Source organism: Rhizobium sp. A37_96 (assembly GCF_053521765.1).
This window is the reverse complement of sequence record NZ_JBNWDS010000014.1, coordinates 84,628-101,484: the sequence shown is the minus strand read 5'-3', so window position 1 is coordinate 101,484 and position 16,857 is coordinate 84,628. Positions and strand designations below refer to the sequence as shown.

General features: G+C 59.9%; 11 protein-coding genes and 3 pseudogenes. 4 read left to right on the top strand and 10 right to left on the bottom strand.

Annotation, left to right across the window (positions count from 1 at the left end; genetic code table 11):
* Positions 1-151: 151 nt before the first annotated feature.
* Both ACQZ6J_RS26910 and ACQZ6J_RS26905 read right to left on the bottom strand, forming a co-directional pair.
* Positions 152-2,953: a DEAD/DEAH box helicase family protein gene (locus tag ACQZ6J_RS26910; protein ID WP_449086372.1), complete on the bottom strand. Its 2,802-nt coding sequence runs from the start codon at positions 2,951-2,953 to the stop codon at positions 152-154.
* Between the two features lie 198 nt (positions 2,954-3,151).
* A pseudogene (locus tag ACQZ6J_RS26905) lies at positions 3,152-3,268 on the bottom strand (glutathionylspermidine synthase family protein); the annotation flags it as partial.
* A gap of 310 nt (positions 3,269-3,578) precedes the next feature.
* Between ACQZ6J_RS26905 and ACQZ6J_RS26900 the strand changes: the two are divergent.
* Positions 3,579-3,977: a RidA family protein gene (locus ACQZ6J_RS26900; RefSeq protein WP_449086371.1), complete on the top strand. Its 399-nt coding sequence runs from the start codon at positions 3,579-3,581 to the stop codon at positions 3,975-3,977.
* 175 nt (positions 3,978-4,152) lie between these two features.
* On the opposite strand, the gene ACQZ6J_RS26895 is transcribed toward ACQZ6J_RS26900, so the two are convergent.
* On the bottom strand, positions 4,153-5,451 hold the full coding sequence (locus ACQZ6J_RS26895) for an NRAMP family divalent metal transporter (RefSeq protein ID WP_449086370.1): 1,299 nt from the start codon (positions 5,449-5,451) through the stop codon (positions 4,153-4,155).
* Between the two features lie 506 nt (positions 5,452-5,957).
* On the opposite strand from ACQZ6J_RS26895, the gene ACQZ6J_RS26890 reads away from it, so the two are divergent.
* Positions 5,958-7,109: an MFS transporter gene (locus tag ACQZ6J_RS26890; RefSeq protein ID WP_449086369.1), complete on the top strand. Its 1,152-nt coding sequence runs from the start codon at positions 5,958-5,960 to the stop codon at positions 7,107-7,109.
* A 262-nt stretch (positions 7,110-7,371) separates the two neighbouring features.
* Here ACQZ6J_RS26890 and ACQZ6J_RS26885 read toward each other — a convergent pair whose 3' ends face one another.
* From ACQZ6J_RS26885 to ACQZ6J_RS26875, 3 genes and pseudogenes are all read right to left on the bottom strand, one after another.
* A complete protein-coding gene (locus ACQZ6J_RS26885; protein WP_449086368.1) occupies positions 7,372-8,655 on the bottom strand; it encodes an epoxide hydrolase family protein in 1,284 nt (427 codons plus the stop codon).
* A gap of 482 nt (positions 8,656-9,137) precedes the next feature.
* Positions 9,138-9,646 (bottom strand): annotated as a pseudogene (locus ACQZ6J_RS26880) (cytochrome P460 family protein).
* 154 nt (positions 9,647-9,800) lie between these two features.
* Entirely contained in the window at positions 9,801-10,673 is an 873-nt protein-coding gene (locus ACQZ6J_RS26875) for a helix-turn-helix domain-containing protein (protein WP_449086367.1), read from the bottom strand.
* 110 nt (positions 10,674-10,783) lie between these two features.
* Between ACQZ6J_RS26875 and ACQZ6J_RS26870 the strand changes: the two are divergent.
* Positions 10,784-11,023 (top strand): annotated as a pseudogene (locus tag ACQZ6J_RS26870) (family 4 glycosyl hydrolase); the annotation flags it as partial.
* Between the two features lie 131 nt (positions 11,024-11,154).
* Here ACQZ6J_RS26870 and istB read toward each other — a convergent pair.
* From istB to ACQZ6J_RS26855, 3 genes are all read right to left on the bottom strand, one after another.
* Positions 11,155-11,913 (bottom strand): IS21-like element helper ATPase IstB, encoded by a 759-nt coding sequence (gene istB, locus ACQZ6J_RS26865; RefSeq protein ID WP_174008066.1) that lies wholly within the window; start codon positions 11,911-11,913, stop codon positions 11,155-11,157.
* Positions 11,910-13,406 carry an IS21 family transposase gene (gene istA / locus ACQZ6J_RS26860; protein WP_174008068.1) on the bottom strand — a complete coding sequence of 499 codons (1,497 nt, stop codon included), beginning with the start codon at positions 13,404-13,406 and terminating at the stop codon, positions 11,910-11,912. Before istA ends, istB begins: the two co-directional genes overlap by 4 nt.
* A gap of 118 nt (positions 13,407-13,524) precedes the next feature.
* Positions 13,525-14,076 carry an FAD-dependent oxidoreductase gene (locus tag ACQZ6J_RS26855; RefSeq protein ID WP_449086366.1) on the bottom strand — a complete coding sequence of 184 codons (552 nt, stop codon included), beginning with the start codon at positions 14,074-14,076 and terminating at the stop codon, positions 13,525-13,527.
* Positions 14,077-14,149: 73 nt separating this feature from the next.
* On the opposite strand from ACQZ6J_RS26855, the gene ACQZ6J_RS26850 reads away from it, so the two are divergent.
* Positions 14,150-14,782, top strand: coding sequence for a TetR/AcrR family transcriptional regulator (locus ACQZ6J_RS26850; protein ID WP_449086365.1), 633 nt, complete (start codon positions 14,150-14,152; stop codon positions 14,780-14,782).
* A 97-nt stretch (positions 14,783-14,879) separates the two neighbouring features.
* On the opposite strand, the gene fhuB is transcribed toward ACQZ6J_RS26850, so the two are convergent.
* Positions 14,880-16,856, bottom strand: coding sequence for a Fe(3+)-hydroxamate ABC transporter permease FhuB (fhuB, locus tag ACQZ6J_RS26845; protein ID WP_449086364.1), 1,977 nt, complete (start codon positions 16,854-16,856; stop codon positions 14,880-14,882).
* Position 16,857 lies beyond the last annotated feature (1 nt).

Here is a 16,857-nt window from a genome sequence, read left to right as displayed (position 1 = left end):
GATGATCTCCAGGCTTCAGGATCAATGGACCGTCATGTCTCTTTGGACTCAATATAATTCGCTCATTCCGCGGCAGAGACAGCACAATCCAAGCGATTCAAGAGTGTCAGGCGTTCCAGCAGCGAAAGCTGGCTGCGACCACCAATTATTCTCACTCCCAGCGGCTAAACCTATCAATTTCCCTCGTAAATGCAGACGCAAATGACTTTGTGCGATATTGAAGGAGTTTGAGCCGGCCCTCGGGGTTCCGCGTGTAGACAAGTTCGGAATAACCGACGTAGCGATTCCAGAGCTGCGCGAAATACTCTGCATTTTCTTTCTTTTGACCGATCATAGACGGAACGGCATGAAAATCCGTGCGGCGCAGCCACCAAAGCATCGACGGTCGCACCAAGATGTAGCGCGGATTCTGTGTGGAAACGAGGATTTCCCGCATCGCTTCAAGGAAATACGATCTCTCAACCGCGGTCGCGCCTTCGAGCTGACAGAAGATTACGCCGCTGTCATCGAGAGCAGCGTGGACAACTAGCTGCCGTAGATCTGTTCTTATGACCTCCATATGGTGCAATGTTTCGACGACAGCGATGCCGACTTGCCTCATTCGGCTCTCCAGCGAACCGTTGCGGAGAAGCAGGAAGGACGCCTTAAGGGTCTGCGGCAGACAGACAACTGCCAGAACGCAGCAGATTGCAAAAAGAAATGGCACTATTTCCTCAAACGAGTGGAAGCGCGCACGGAAGAGGTGTGAAATGCTGCTCAGGATCAGTCCTCCGAGGGCCAAGCTCTCAACGAGCAGATATTTCGCCGTTTTCCAGTGAAACAGGCCCTTGGGGACATAATTGCTTTGGAGTATCTCCCGCATTCTCGGCGCGGCACTGTTGCCACGCAGGGCAATCTGCCAGAATGTTTTCAGCGATTTGCGGTCGGAAGCTCGCTGCTCCATGGTTCTGTTGACGTCATGAAGGTTCAGCATTTTCTGCATCGCCATTGCCGGCGCCAATCTTTGGAACCCGCTTTTGATGATGGGAGGAGTGTCGAAGGATAAGCCTTCAAACGCATGGAATCTGCGTTTCAACGCATCAAAGTCGCTGCCGAGGTCAACTGTCACTACGTCGGAGGAATGAGAAACACTGCCGTCGGCTGCCATCGGACTCAATGGATGAGAATTACTCCATTTCAGTTTTTCCGGGTCAATGGCGGCCAAGTGCCAAATGTTGGAGGCTTTCTCGGGATTCATGGGATCGATGCGAATCGCACGTCCGCGCATCTGATTGGAGAGTACGTAGGATCCGACCGTATTCGCCAGGATCAACGTATTCACACAGGGTGCATCCCACCCCTCCCCAAGCAAAGCCTGGGTACCGACCAGCACCTTTATTCCGCCCTGGGCAAACAGCTGGGTAATGATATGTACGATATCGGAATTCCCCCCGCCGATGATTTCGACGCTTACGAACCCGGCATCGAATGCGAGTTCCTGGTAGCGTATGTTCGACGCGTCGATACCAAGAGAGGCGGCAATCTTGCCGAGAATTCCCTTGGAGCTCGCTGGAATGACAACCAGGCTGCCGGTTAGGATTCCAAGGCTTAAATGCTTAAAGCCGGACCGCCGAAGGATCTCGAAGATAGGGACAACACCCATCCGGTCAATCGGGCGTAGATTTCCCGGCTCGGCAGGAAGAGCCTCCCTGCGGATATAGTCGGAGAGGATGACCATACGCAGATCATCCCCCATCGATGCGCTTTCAAGTCTGACGATATCGAGGATCGAGTTGAGCTTGCTCGCGCTTGACGCGAGCAGCTTTTGTATGGACTTTTGTTCCACCAGCCGCACCTTGCTACGCTCAAGTCCTCCTATTTGACGCAGCCTGCTCTGTTGCGAGCCAATCACTTGTTCCGCAGCTTCGAAGTCATTTCGATGCCCATAAAACACGCCGTTCAAGAGAACTTCCATCCAACGAAGTGACAAAGTCGGGACGTCATGAACCTTGACGCCAAGAATATCGAGCGCCGACTGCGGAAGCTGGATATTCTGTGCTTTCAGGAAGATCAGCATGCTGGAGAAAAATGACGGATCATCCAGAATGGCTTCCGTTTTCCCCATTGGATCTGTAAGCCATGGATGACGCAATATCGCATCCCTGAACACTGCGCTCTCCGATACGCCGCTGACGAAATCAGAGATATCCTGGCGCAACCGCGCAAGCCTTTCCGCCTCCGCTGCGTTTGGCAAGCTGAAATAGACATAATCCTGATGTGGACACAGATCTCCTTGCAATACCAATTCAGGGACGGAGATCTCATCATCGATCGGCCCGCAAAGCTCCTGATAACGGCTCCATTCCTGAGGATCGACATCATAGGGAGGCGTCGCTGTCAAAGCGACGACCGTCGGCCTCGCCAACGCCTCCTTGAGCGTAGTCAGGGCTTTCCACCACTCGTTTCTAAGGTGATGTGCTTCATCCAGAACAAGTGTGCGGACCTTGACCTCCCGCAGCCCCGCAACGATTTTTCCTGCGTGCTTCTCGGCCTCCCGCTTCGTCGCCTCGCGGGGCCGCGTATTCTCACCATCGTCAAGGCTTTCATCCTCGACATTGGTATCCTCCTCTTCGGCGACCCTGCCTGAAAATGCGGCATGGAGCGCTTGATAGGTTATGATGGTAACATCCCCGGGAGAGCGAATGTCATGCGAGATCCATTTTGGCCGCGAGGCTCCGGCGGGCAGAAACATCGCGCATAGCCGCTGTGCCCATTGATCGCGAATGGTTCGGCTCGGTGCAAGAATCAGGGTGGGTTCGCCAATCCTGCGCATGACTTCCAAGCCCAGAAGCGTCTTGCCCGAGCCGGGCGCGGCGACGATATGTAAGCCATCGTCCTCCAGGAGACTCGTTAGATTGTCGAGGATTTTTTGCTGGTAGGTTCGCCATTTGCCCTGGAAAGCGAGCTCCTTCATGCGCGACCACCCTTTGAATTCACACCCTTGGAGATTGCGTGCAATACGTACCCGCCGATCATTGTATTGCCGACACAGTCTAAGTCTTCCTCGACATCTCTCTTACAGCCGGTGCCTGTCTTGCCGCAAGCTCATGCACGGCTCGGACGAATTCGAACCGCAGCCGGGACGACAGACCCGGCGTTGGCCGCATCCGCAAACTATGACGTCTGGTACGAAGCGGGAGCGGTTGGCGGTGACACGCAAGCGATCTTCGCGGACGCCGAGCGGGCAGGCACGATCGGCGATAGCCTAGCTTCCGAGCGCCGCGAAACCGGCTGAACACAATGGCCGGCCTGCACTGTGCGTCCGTCAGCAGGGAATCGTCCCGGACGACGTCGACCGGGAAGTTGGGATAGCGCGGGAATGTGCCTGTTGCCCAAGAAGAACATATTGCGGGCAGCAACCATGTGAAACTCCGCCCTCCTTTTTTTCACATACGCAGCGTATTTAAATTGACATACGCTGCGTATCCTAGTTATTTACATACGCAACGTATATGAATCATTGGCAAGTCGTGAAGTCGCCGCGGAAGAGTGCCGTTCCGGCCGGACTTCAGCGACGCGCAATAGAGAAGGGTGAAGACATGGCAAATCGCGACGCAATCTTTCCTGCGAACAGGCACGCACTCTACGAGGAGCACGGCTATTCGGCCGCCATCCGCTCGGGCGATCTTCTTTTCGTTTCCGGGCAGGTCGGCAGCAGAGAGGATGGTGCGCCGGAACCGGACTTCGAAAGCCAGGTCCGGCTGGCCTTTGCGAATCTGCGGGCGACATTGGCTGCGGGCGGCTGCACGTTCGATGATCTCGTCGACGTAACAACCTTTCATACCGATCCCGAGAACCAGTTCCCCACCATCATGGCCGTGAAGACCGAGATGTTTCCGAAGGCGCCTTATCCGAACTGGACGGCCATCGGCGTGAACTGGCTCGCAGGCTTCGATTTCGAGATCAAGGTCATCGCCCGTATTCCCGACAAAGCCTGACCTTTGGCGTTCATGACGACCACCCGACACGCGAGCGAGTGATGACCCCAGGTCAGTTTTCGGCGCGTGTCGGCATTCGCGATCGGTGTGACGGCTTGCGGCGGAGTGAGATGCGGGAGCTGATCGCCCCCGCCACTCCGAACACAGAGCTGGCCGCTTGCCTCCAGATTGACCTTTACAAGGTGGCGGTTACGGCCATGCCGACGACGGCTGCAAACATGGCAATGCTGGTTGTCCATCCAAGCGCCCTCAAGCCCTTGCCGATGACGAACTGTTCCATGACCTTATGATTCGACGCGATCATCATCAGGATCGCCATGACGGGAACGGCGACGACGCCGTTTATGACGGCGCTCCAGAACAGCGCCTTCATCGGCGGAATGGGCGTGAAGTTCAGCAATACGCCCACCACCGTGGCCAGCCCGATCGTCGCGTAGAATGCCTTTGCCTCGCCTGGCTCATGCGACAACCCGACTTTCCAGCGCGCCGCCTCGCCAACGGCATAGGCGGCCGAACCCGCCAGAACGGGCACGGCCAGCAATCCCGTTCCAACAATGCCCGCGGCAAATATGACTTTGGCGAATTGTCCGGCCAGCGGCTCGATAGCCTTTGCCGCGTCGACCGAGCTCTCGACATTGGTCACGCCCGCCTTGTTGAGCGTAGCCGCCGTGGTGGCGATGATTGCAAGCGCAACGATATTCGATGCGGCCATGCCGATCAGCGTATCCCATGCAATGCGCTGGTTGGCTTCCTTCGCCTCGCGCGGATGCTCGATCAACGCCTCCTCGCGGGGCTTCTCCTTCAAATCTTCGGCTTCCTGTGATGCCTGCCAGAAGAAGAGATAGGGACTGATCGTCGTGCCGAATATGGCAACGATCATCGACCAGTAGTTTGGATCCGCCTTGAACGTCGGCACAAGAAGTCCGTGTACGAAGCTTGACCACGGCACATGGACGACAAAAAGCGTCGCAATATAGGCAAGCAAAGCCAGGCTCAACCACTTCAGAACGACGACGTAGCGCTTGTACTTGAGGAAGACCTGCAGAAGAACGCAGATTACTCCAAAACCAACGACATAGAGGAGCGCGCTGCCGTTCAGCAGCAAATGCACGGCATCTCCCATCGCACCAAGATCGGCACCGATATTGATGATATTGGCAACCAGAAGAGGCAGGGTAACGGCCACGCCGACCCAGGCCGGATAGCAGCGGGCTATGGCGCCGGCGAATCCCTCGCCTGTCGTCCTCCCGACACGCGCACTGATCATCTGTACGGCGACCATCAGCGGATAGGCCACGATCAATGTCCAGCCGGTAATGAAGCCAAATTGCGCGCCGGCCTGCGAATAAGTCGCTATTCCGCTCGGATCGTCGTCCGAGGCGCCGGTAACGAGGCCAGGCCCGAGAATATCCCAGAATCGCGGCTTTGCCGATTCAGCCAGTGCGGTTCCGCCAACCAAATGATCGTCGCTCATGACTGCCTCCGAATAATTCGGCTGACGTTTTCACACCGGCCTGGGTGCCAATCAATTCCCGGCATGCCCCTTTTGTTCCGGCGAAGATGACGAGGAACGAAAACGCGGCCACGGCGAACTGTCCGGGCTGCCTGTGCTATACGGCCGGCACTCGGCTGTCCTTCAGCTACATTTCAGCCTTGGCGGGTACAGCACGCATTGTGCGAATACTTGCGCCCCCCATCGAAGTATCGCACAGGCGCCCCAACAAGGCTCCCGGCTCTGCCTCATGCCAACGAGGCAGAGCCTCATAGCCCAGCCTTCGCATCGTCTGGAGAATGTTTTCCCAGCGGATGAACCGAGCGCCCGGAACAGGCTCGCGCGCCTGCTGTTGCAATCTCCTGCACGAAATGACGGAAAGGCGTCCGGCTCATCCTATCATTTACGATCCGTCGTATTGCCAGCGCTGGTTGCTTTCGGATAGACCCTGTCTATCTCTCCCGTGTTCAGATTCTCCGGAGCTACAAATGCGCCTTGAACCGCAGCAGCGAATTTACGTCTGCTTCTTTCTCTTTGCGGTGTCGATGGGCGCATTGCTGTCGCGCCTTCCCGACCTTCAGGACGCTTTGGCGATCGACAAATCCGAACTCGGCCTGACGCTGATCGGCGCGGCGATCGGCGCCTTGATATCGCTCACCTTCGCCTCCCCGATCGTGGGCCGCCTCGGCGCCCGCAAGACGGCGTTCATCACCGTGCTCGGAACCTCCGCATCCCTGGCGCTGGTACCCTGGATGGGCGCGGCTCCACTGGTCTTCGCCGTATTGTTTTGCGAGGGGCTACTGGCCGGCGCTCTCGAAATCAACCTCAATGTCGAGATCGATCGAATCGAGGCGCAGCTCGGCCGTGGTGTGATGAACCGCGCGCACGGCTTCTGGAGCCTCGGCTTTTTCGTCACCGCGCTGGTATCCTCGGCGGTCCGGCAGGCCGGCGTTCCGATGCAATTGCACCTTGCCCTGACATTCGCCTTTGTCCTCATCGTGGGTTCGCTGACCATAGCCGGCATCCGCAATGCGCCGGCTCGCCCGACAGCCGACCACATCGAAACCGGCCATATCGCGCTTCCGACATTCGGCCTGCTGCCTCTGTGCGTGATCGGCATTGCGGCATTCCTCGTCGAGGGCGCCGGCATCGACTGGTCGGCGATCTACATGCGGGACGTCTTTCACGTCGAACCGTTCATTGGCGGCCTGGGGCTGACGCTGTTCACCTTCTTCATGGCACTGGCGAGACTGTTCGCGGACCGCTTCGTCGATCGTTTCGGCTCCCGCTCCGTCGCGCTCTTTCTGCTGCTCCTTTCGACCGCAGGCCTTTGCGCCGTCTGGCTTGCGCCCCATCCGCATGTCGCGCTCCTGGGCTTTGCCTTCATGGGCGCCGGCTGCAGCGCCGTTTACCCGCTGGCGGTTTCAGCCGCCGCCCAGCGCACCGATCGCCCGGCCCATGTCAATGTCGCAGCCCTCGGACAGATGGCCTTCGTCATCTTCTTCCTGGCGCCGCCACTGCTCGGATTTGTCGCCGAACACGCGGGTATCCGCACGGCGTATCTCGTATGCATCCCGGTCATCCTGGCGGCGTTGATGGGCATCGGATCGCTTTCGACGCGCCGCAGCGCGTTTGCATAAGAGCCTCGTGATCTCCGGCGGTCCGCTTGGGGCGAATTGGTCAAGACCCTTGCCATCGGGCTTGACAAATTCGGCCAGCGGAGGCGGATCCTCTCCCGCAGGCGGGCTTGGAGCATTGCCCGCCTGCGAGATTTTCACCAGGTAGAAGGCTGCTCTCCGCCTGGAGCCTTTCCGCTTTTCTTCGAATGGCGAAAACGCTCTATCCTGTTGTTTTTGCGTAATTCCGGACGGAAAATCGCTATGCACTTTTCCTGGAGTTGCTCTACCGCAGCGAGCGGAATGCAGCTCTGACCTCGTTGGTGAAAATCGCCGGTTGCTCCCAAGCCGCGAAGTGCCCGCCATTGTCGGTTTCGTTGAAATAGATCAGGTTGCCATAGCAACGTTCGGTCCAGCTCTTCGGTGCCTGGTAGATTTCGCCGGGAAACACGCTGACGGCTACGGGCAGCGTTGGAATCCGGATAGCATTAAAGTTGTTGGAATGATCTTCCCAGTAGATCTGGGCCGCCGAGGTTCCGGTTTCCGTGAACCAGTAGAGGGAGATGTCGTCCAGCATCTCGTCACGGCTCAGAACCTTTTCCGGGTGCTTGCCGCTGTAAGTCCAGGTGGCGAACTTGTCGTAGATCCAGGCCGCAAGGCCGACCGGCGAATCCACGAGCGAGTAGCCGATGGTTTGCGGGCGGGTCACCATCATATTGGCATAGCCCGAGCTGTCCCGATAGAATTCCGCGAGCTTGTCGAAGCAGGCGCGCTCCTTTGCGGTCAGATCTGCCGGAGCCGGATCGCCCGCTGCGAGGATATGGGCGATCTCCTTGGGAACGATGCCGGGCATGTTGACATGGATGCCGAGCAATCCCGGCACATTCTGGAGCGCCATGCGCTGGGAGATGACCGAGCCGCAATCTCCGCCCTGCGAGACGAAACGCTCATAGCCAAGGCGATGCATGAGCGTGCCCCATGCCCTGCCGATATGGTCCGAACCCCAGCCTTTCGTCGTCGGCTTGCCGGAGAAGCCGAAGCCGGGGATCGACGGCACCACCAGATGGAACGCATCCTCGGCCTTGCCGCCATGGGCCGTCGGGTTGGTCAGGGGATCGATGACCTTGAGCATTTCCAGGATCGAGCCCGGCCAGCCATGGGTCATGATCAGCGGCATGGCGTTGTCGTGTTGCGAGCGCACGTGAATGAAGTGAATATCCAGCCCGTCGATTTCCGTGATGAACATCGGAAGGGAATTGAGCTTCTGCTCCACCTTCCGCCAATCATAACCGTCGGCCCAGTATCCGACGAGATCGCGCAGACGCTCGAGCTGCACGCCCTGCGAGTCGTCGGCGACATTTTCCCTGAGCGGCCAGCGTGCCATCGCGAGCCGCTGCTTCAGATCGGCGATTGCGCCGTCAGGGACGTGAACCTTGAATGGCTTGACGCCATCCGGCAGGGCTTCCGATCCGGCAAGGGACATTGCGGGCTTGAGCATCGCGACTGCACCGGCGACAGCGGCCGCAGTCACGAAGGCACGTCGATTCAATGGGTACGAGAAAGGCGACATCAGAATCTCCATCTGTTTGGGAGGTTTGTGGGTTGCCGCGAATTTCTGCTGTCTTCGTGTATCCCGGTTGTGTCTTCAACCACATCGAATTGTATCGGCCAGTATCCGATCCCGCCAAAGCTACAATCGATTACGCATAGCGCCCTTTCGTGCTCCGCCGGAGAACGTGAACATGCACGCTTCGGCCTTTCAAACGCGGCGCTGGATACCGGATTTCGACCGTGGAGAGATTGGAATGGTTGTCACACGGACGCCGGGACCGGCGGAGCCGAGCGGACTTGCGGCAACCATCATCCGCGAGGGCAAGAGCCCGGAGCCTATGGCGGCCCCGATACGGTCAATGAACGAACCGATAGCCGTCGCTGTCCGGTCTCGGAAAAAGGGGCGGCTATCCCGGCGGGAGGAGGAGACCGTGGATAGCCGGCCGGCCCCGATGCGGCGCGATCGGGCCGGCAATTTCAATTCAGCGCTGTTGAAGGGACTTATGGCGCATACCGCGTGAAGACGTAGTCGTGGTCCTTCACGTTGCCGACATGACAGCTGAGACAGGTCTCGTGCTGCGCAATGTCGACCGGCTTGCCGTTGATGAACCGGCCGAAGCCCCAGCCGTGGCTGTCGGGATATTTCTTGGAATCCTTTACCATCACCTGCACCGTCGTCGGCATCCCGGCACCGTTGCCGGTGCGAATTCCGTCGATTGTTTGCGTTTGTAGGCAAGTTTGACGAGGATCGAACCATCCGGGAAAGGCAGGATACCCTTCTTGTAGGCGTCGACGGCGATATCGTTGCCGAGCACTGCGCGAAGCTCGTCGAGTGGCGGAGCTTCCTGCGCCGGCGCGACGAATTTCCAGTCCCTATAGCCTTCCGGAATGGTTACGCCATAGATCGGGGAAGCATTTTCCGGCGGCGTTGCCGTGCCGGAAGACTGGGAAGCGGCGACGCCGACAGCAAGGCCTGAAACGGCGAATGCGCCAAGGAGAGCGAGCTTCATTTTTGACTCCTGCCTGACCGATGATCTGCCGGGAGGATCGCCGCAGGATGTATCGGCCAAATTTCAGGACGCAGCCATATTGTATCGAAGTGTAGCTTCGCGGTAAGCGACCGGCAGCCGCTGAGGCAAAGAAACATGCTTCGGCGCGCAGCCGCTAGTCGGCCCTCCCCTCGCGCCCGAGAGACGAGCGGAACAGCCTTGGCGTCGTTCCCGTCCGTCGCTTGAAGATATCGTAAAACCGGCTACTGGAGCCGAAGCCGCAGTCATAGGCGATCTGGAGGATCGGCGCGTCCGTTTCCGCAAGCTGCTGCATCGCCCGCGCCAGACGATAGCGCATGAGATATTCGTTGACGGGAATGCCAAGGATGCCGCGAAAGATCTTGTTGGCCGTGCTCGGATGCATTCCGGCAAGCTTGGCCAACATCGGCAGGCTGACCGGCTCGGAATAGCGGGCATGAATGAGGTCGGTCAGCGTTTCGGCCCGACGCACGGCGGCACTGGCACCCGATGCCGCAGATGGACGGGCGGCGGAATGATCGCCGACGGGAACATCCAGGACGAAGCGTCGTATTCTAAGCTTGATTTCATCAAGCACCAGCTGGCGCCGGGCCGCGTCACCGAATTGCCAGTCTTCTACCCATTGCGGCAGGAGGATCGCATCCGCGGCATGGCCGCGAGCATCCGCGGAAAACCGTCCCTGCATGATCGACTGCCGGACACCGCGATCGATCGGCAGGCCGAGGAAATCGACGAGCGGAAGATAGATGCAGACGAGCGGCGCATTGGGCGTGACCGCGATCGTTCTGTGGGGAATGGCGGCCCAGAAGAGCACCAGCCGCCCTGCCTCCACCTGCTCCTGCCGTCCGTTGAAGATGTAGGTCATCTGGCCGTCGAGCAGATAGTTCAGCTCGACGTGATCGTGCCAATGCGCCGCGTTCATGGCATCGGCGATATGACGCTCGATGAGAAAATCGCCTTCCGACGCCAGCGAGGCGCCGCGCTCGGCGGACATGCGAAGTTTTGACATGGTCACTCGCCCTTTGGCGCGGATCCGGGAATAATTTCTCTATTAACAGGAAGAAATCCCGATTTGAAAGGCGCATCTAGGTCCGCATCCATCTCTTGCGAGGCCTCCTTATGCCAAAGATCTGCCTGATTGGTGCCGGCAGCACCGTTTTTGCCCAGAATATTCTGGGTGACGTCCTTTCCAGCCAGAGTGGTGGCGACTATGTCATCAGCCTCTTCGACATCGATCCCGAACGCCTGAAAACATCCGAAATCGTTGCGCGGCGCATCTGCGAGGCGCTTCATCTCGGCAAGGTCCGGGTCGAGGCGACGCTTGATCGCCGCCAGGCGCTACAAGGTTCGGATTTCGTCTGTCAACGGCGGAGTAAAAACCGGCCACGCGGCGGCGCAATAGTCGGCCACCTTGGCGCGCGCATGAGACCCGCGGGAGGGCGTAGCCCGAGCGGGGGTCTCATGCGCGCGCGGCGATTTTTCGAAGGGTTTCAGCCTGCCTTTCGGGCGCGGCTTTGGGCGAGACGATAGCTGTCGCCGTTCATTTCGAGGATGTTGACGTGATGGGTGATGCGGTCGAGCAGAGCGCCGGTCAGACGCTCGGATCCCAGAGTTTCCGTCCATTCGTCAAAAGGAAGATTGCTGGTAATCAGGGTGGCGCCCCGTTCGTAGCGTTGCGAGATCAGCTCGAACAGCAATTCTGCGCCGGTCTTGGAGAGTGGCACGAAGCCCAGTTCATCGATGATGAGAAGCTGGTAGGCCGCCATCTGCTTCTGAAACCGGAGCAGACGCCGTTCGTCACGTGCCTCCATCATCTCGCTGACCAGAGCTGCCGCCGTGGTAAAGCCGACGGACAGGCCCTTCTGGCATGCGGCCAAGCCGAGGCCGAGGGCCACATGGGTCTTGCCCGTTCCGCTGGGACCAAGAGCGATGACGTTCTCCCGGCCCTCGATCCATTCGCATCGCGCCAGTTCCAGCACCTGCATCTTGTTGAGTTTGGGGATGGCTGCGAAGTCGAAGCTGTCCAGGCTTTTGACGACCGGGAACCTAGCCGCCTTGATACGGCGTTCGACCTTGCGGCGATCCCGCTCGATCATCTCCCGCTCGGCAAGCCGGGTGAGGTATCCGACATGATCAACGCCTTCGGTGGCGCATAGCCGGGCCAGTTTCTGATACTCACGCTGGAAAGTCGGCAGCTTCAGGGTCTTGAGGTAATGGGACAGAAGGATCTCTGGTGCTTCGGTGCTCATGCGGCTTCTCCCGCATCCGACGACAGAAGTCGCATGTAGGCTTTCGCCGAGGTCGTCTCGACCGTCGCCCTTGGCAGGTAGGGGTAAATGGACAGGTCCAGCCGCAGCGGCCGGCGCTCCACCCGGCACAGGATCAGATGCTTGACCGCGTCGAAGGCGATTGCTCCGAGTTGCAGGGCCTGCTTCACCGCCGCATGCAGATCGGCGAGTTCGAAGCTCTCCAGCAAGCGAAGAACCTGCACGTACTCACGCCGGCCATGCTTTGCCATGCGGCCTTCCATAAGGCGGCGCAGCGTGGCGAACTCTTCGGGCAGATCCCAGCCCTGGAGAGGGGCGGCCTGATCCAGCGCATTGATCTTCTGTTCGATCAGCGGCAGGTAATGCACAGGATCGAAGACGACGTCTTCCCGTTCCCAGCACCGAGGATGGCGGGCGATGATCTCGCCACGGCAGCCGATCACCACCTCGTCGACATAGCCCCGGACCCAGACATCCTGATGGCCATAGGCGACCGGCACGGAATAGTCGTTGGTCTTGTAGCGAACGAGCGACTGGGCCGTGACTCTGGCACTCGTCTGGTCGCAGGCATTGAATGGCGACGCCGGCAATCGGCGCATGGCAGCAAGATCGCGCTGCAGCCGTTCTCCGATCGTCTCGCTCTCGCCCCGCAGCCTGTCGCGCTGGCGCTTGCGGCATTGCTCTTCCAGCCAGGTGTTGAATGCCTCCCATGTCGCAAACTGCGGGATCGGCACCATGAAGTTGCGCCTGCTATAACCGACGAGACCCTCGACATTCCCTTTGTCATTGCCCTTGCCCGGCCGTCCGTAACGATCCCGGATCAGGTAATGGGACAGGAAGCCGCTGAACAGCGATGCACGCTTGCGTGTGCCATCGGGCAGGATCTTCGCCACAAGGCAGCGATCATTGTCGTAGACGATCGACTGCGGCACAGCCCCGAAGAAGGCGAACGCATGGATGTGGCCATCGACCCATGCCTCTGCCACCGCCGCCGGATAGGCCCGCACATAGCAGCCGTCGCTGTGGGGAAGATCGAGCACGAAGAAATGCGCTTTTTGCTCCACGCCGCCAATGACAACCACCGCCTCGCCGAAATCGGCCTGCCCATGTCCTGGCGGATGCGCCAGCGGCACGAACACCTCCTGGCGACGCTGATCCCGCTCGCGCATATAATCCTTGATGATCGTGTAGCCGCCAGTGAACCCGCGCTCGTCTCGAAGCCGGTCGAACACCCGCTTGGCCGTATGGCGCTGCTTGCGCGGCACCTTCACGTCCTCATCAAGCCAGTGATCGATCGTCGAAACGAACGCATCCAGCTTCGGTCGCCGGATCGGTGATTGCCGCTGATAGCCCGGTGGCGTCGAATAGGACAGCATCTTGGAAACGCTGTCGCGAGATATGTTGAAATGCTTTGCAGCCTGACGCCGGCTCATGCCTTCCGAGCAAGCCAGACGGACCTTCAGATATAGTTCCACGGTATAGATCCCCAGCCCTCCTGCAATGATTGCAAAAGGTAAATAGGTGGCCGACTTTTACGCCGCCCGAAGCGGGACTATCCCGCCGCTACCGTGGTAGGTTTTTGCACCGCCGCTCTCAGACGAGGCTACGCCCCCCGTCGCAGCCGATGAGGTAGGAGCAGCGAATATGTCCCTTCCCTGCCGGAGAGACCCATTCCACGTCGACGCCTTCTGCATGCTGGGCGAAACCGGTCACGCTGCATTCCCGGCGCAGTTCTATCCCAAGAGACAGCACGCGCTCGGCCAGCATGGCTTCGACGCCATGCTGATCCACCGGGCAGGCGCGTCGCTCCGGCTCTTTCTGCGCGTCTTTGCGGATAAGAGACAGGCCTGCGAAATGGCCGCTGAACCTGGACCCTCTCCCACGCACGTCCGATCCGCTCTGCGCGATAAACGGCTTCATCGCCTCGAACCCGCGCGCCTCCGCCGCGGCGATGGCTGCGGACATCCCGCGACGCTGCAATACCTCTATTCCAACAGGCCCCATCCCCAGAGCCTTCATGGCCATGCTGGGAGCTGCCAGACGTTCAAGCACAAGGACGCGCGCTCCGCCCAGGGTCAGCTCGATCGCGGTCAGCAACCCGACCGGGCCGGCACCGACGACGACAACATCGACTTGATTTTCCATTGGTTTTTCCATATACTTGATATAAATATGTACTCAGTACATTTATTCATGCGCCATCAGGAGCCGAAAGTCAATGTCATCAGACCGCCAATCCCGTAAGCGACTTGCCACGCGGCAAAGCATCTCCAACGCCGCCACGCGCCTGTTCCTGGAGCGGGGTTTCGATCATGTGACCGTGGATGAGATCGCCGCGGCAGCCGACGTCGGGCGGATGACGGTCTTCAATCACTTTCCCCGCAAGGAGGACATGTTCTTCGACCGCGACGAAGAGGGTCGCGAGATCCTGCGCGAAGCGCTGCTGAAGCGCGATCCCCGCATTGCTCCGGTCGAAGTGCTACGCCTGCTCGCTCACCGGCTGGTCGCCGCTCAGAGCCCTTACGTGGAATTCTCCGCCCGGAGCCAAGGCTTTGTGGAAACGATCGAGGCCAGCCAGAGCCTGAAGGCGCGAGCCAGGGCGATACGGGACGAACTGGCGCAGGTCATAGCGATGGCGCTGTGCGAAAGCGCAGGGCGGGATGCCACGGATCCCGATGCCCATCTGGCGGCCAATCTGCTCCTGGCAACATGGACCGTAGCCTTCCTTCAGGCTCACGGAACCTTTCGACGGAATCGCGATACGGAGGAAGCGAAGGCCGCCTTTCTCGCCATTGTCGAAAAGGGAACGACCGGCCTGAAAGCCGCAATAGCGGGCTCACCTTACGTATGACGGATCCAATTCGATCCCGACGGTGCAAAGCGCGCGTCGAAGTCCGAGGTTTGGTCGGCACTCGGCGGCGGGTGTGGCAATCAGCGATATCCGCAGGTCAGGAGCGCCTTGTCATCAGCACGAAGAGATAGGGCGCCGCGATCAGTGTCGCGATCAATCCGGCGGGGATCTGGTTCGGAAACAGCAGAATGCGGCCGAGCCAGTCCGCAAGTATCATGACGACGGCGCCGATTGCCGAGGCGGCGGCCATTTCCATCATGGGTCGCCGGAAGCCCAGCATCCTGGCGGTGTGCGGCGCCATCAGCCCGACGAAGCTGAGCGGTCCGATCATCAGCACGGACAAGCCCACCAGAATACATGAAAAGGCAAGGAGCAGGCCTCTGCCGCGGGTGAGCGGCATGCCGAGCGCCGCCGGCGTGCTCGACCCCAGCGGAAGCAGCGTCAACCAGCGGGAAAAGAATGGCAGCAAGGCGAGTGCCAGGACGGCACAGCCACAGAGGACGATGGCGTCGATCGGCCTTGCAAGAAAGGTCGAGCCGTTCAACCATCGCAACAGGTCGAACATGCGCGGATCGCCGCTGGCGAGCAGAAGCGATACGAAGGCACTCACCCAGGTCGTGAGCGCAATGCCGAACATGAAGAGATCATGCGGCGCAAAGGCCTTGCGATGACCGAACAGCAAAAGCAGGAAAAGGATTGCGCCCCCGCCCGCCATGCTGAGCGAAAAAGACATGGCGGTGCCCGTTCCGGGAATGAGGAGCGCCACGATCACGCCGAGCGCGGAACCCGAGCTCACGCCGAGAAGCTCCGGGCTTGCCAAGGGATTTGATGTCAGGCGCTGGACGATGCAGCCGGCAATGGCCATCAGAACCGCGGCGGCGGCGGCAGCCGCCATGCGGGGACCGCGCCAGAACAAGGTGGCCTCGGGCGAAGAGAGACCGGTGAATGTCCAGCCGTGCAGCCCGCGGCCGATCAGGAACGACAGGCAGACTGCGGCCACTGCCACTGCGAGGATGACGGCCAGCATCGGGCCTTGAGCACGAACGCGATCCGACGAGGCGGCTATCTGCGTTGCGATGATCGGCCTTATCTGCTTGCGGCGCGCAACCAGCCAGAGCAGCAGGGGCGCCCCCAGAAAGGCCGTGGCCGCACCCGCCGGGATTTCCGAAGCGGTCGGCAGCAGCTGGAAGACCTGATCCGTCAGCCAAAGCAACAGCGCGCCGAAGATCGGGGCCGCCAAAAGCTGTTCATGAACACGCTGATAGCCGCATCGGCGGACGATTTCCGGCGCGGCAAGACCGACGAAACCGATGACGCCGACGCCCGCCACGCAGACCGACGCGATCCAGACCGCAAGGGAAAGTCCGGCCAGACGGATCATCCATGGGGAGACGCCGAGACTGGCGGCGGCCTCGTCGGAAATGATGAGCACCGCAATCGGCCGTATGAGCAGCAGGCTCAGAAGACAGGCCGGCAGCAAGCGCGGCAACAGATAGAGGACGATGCTCCAATCCTGCATCGCCAGCGAGCCGCTGCCCCAGATGAAAAGCTTGATGAGGCCGCCGTTCAGCATGATCAGCAGCGTGTTTATGGCGCCGGCATAAAGGCTCGTCATCAGGCCGGCAAGAAGCAGGACCTGCGCTGCGAAGCGGCTCCGCCAGGCCAGTCCGAACACCAGAAGGCCGGCCAATGCGCCGCCGGCAAATGCGAGGCCGGTTCTGCCGGCATGGATGACAGACGGTGCCCAAAGCGTCGCCAGACTCAACGCAAGAAAGGCACCCGCCGCCACGCCGAGCGTCGCCGGTTCGGCGGCGGGATTGCGCAGGATCAGCTGCATGAGGACGCCGGCAAGCGCCAGTCCGGCACCAACGAGAACGGCGGCGGCAATCCTCGGCAAAAAACTGTAGTGCAACGTCAGTTGCGGGATGGAATGAAGGTCCGGCGCGCGCGCCGCCTGCCACCACAAATGCGGATCCAGGGTCTGCGATGCGCCGTAGAGGCTGAACGCAAGGGAGAGGGACGCGAGCAGAAGGCCTATCGAAACGAGCCGGAGCGGATGGCGGACGTGGGTCATG

Coding starts and splice junctions, on each gene's coding strand:
- ACQZ6J_RS26910 (WP_449086372.1), bottom strand. CDS start 2,953: ATGAAGGAGCTCGCTTTCCAGGGCAAATGGCGAACCTACCAGCAAAAA.
- ACQZ6J_RS26900 (WP_449086371.1), top strand. CDS start 3,579: ATGGCAAATCGCGACGCAATCTTTCCTGCGAACAGGCACGCACTCTAC.
- ACQZ6J_RS26895 (WP_449086370.1), bottom strand. CDS start 5,451: ATGAGCGACGATCATTTGGTTGGCGGAACCGCACTGGCTGAATCGGCA.
- ACQZ6J_RS26890 (WP_449086369.1), top strand. CDS start 5,958: ATGCGCCTTGAACCGCAGCAGCGAATTTACGTCTGCTTCTTTCTCTTT.
- ACQZ6J_RS26885 (WP_449086368.1), bottom strand. CDS start 8,655: ATGTCGCCTTTCTCGTACCCATTGAATCGACGTGCCTTCGTGACTGCG.
- ACQZ6J_RS26875 (WP_449086367.1), bottom strand. CDS start 10,673: ATGTCAAAACTTCGCATGTCCGCCGAGCGCGGCGCCTCGCTGGCGTCG.
- istB (WP_174008066.1), bottom strand. CDS start 11,913: ATGAGCACCGAAGCACCAGAGATCCTTCTGTCCCATTACCTCAAGACC.
- ACQZ6J_RS26855 (WP_449086366.1), bottom strand. CDS start 14,076: ATGGAAAATCAAGTCGATGTTGTCGTCGTCGGTGCCGGCCCGGTCGGG.
- ACQZ6J_RS26850 (WP_449086365.1), top strand. CDS start 14,150: ATGTCATCAGACCGCCAATCCCGTAAGCGACTTGCCACGCGGCAAAGC.
- fhuB (WP_449086364.1), bottom strand. CDS start 16,856: ATGACCCACGTCCGCCATCCGCTCCGGCTCGTTTCGATAGGCCTTCTG.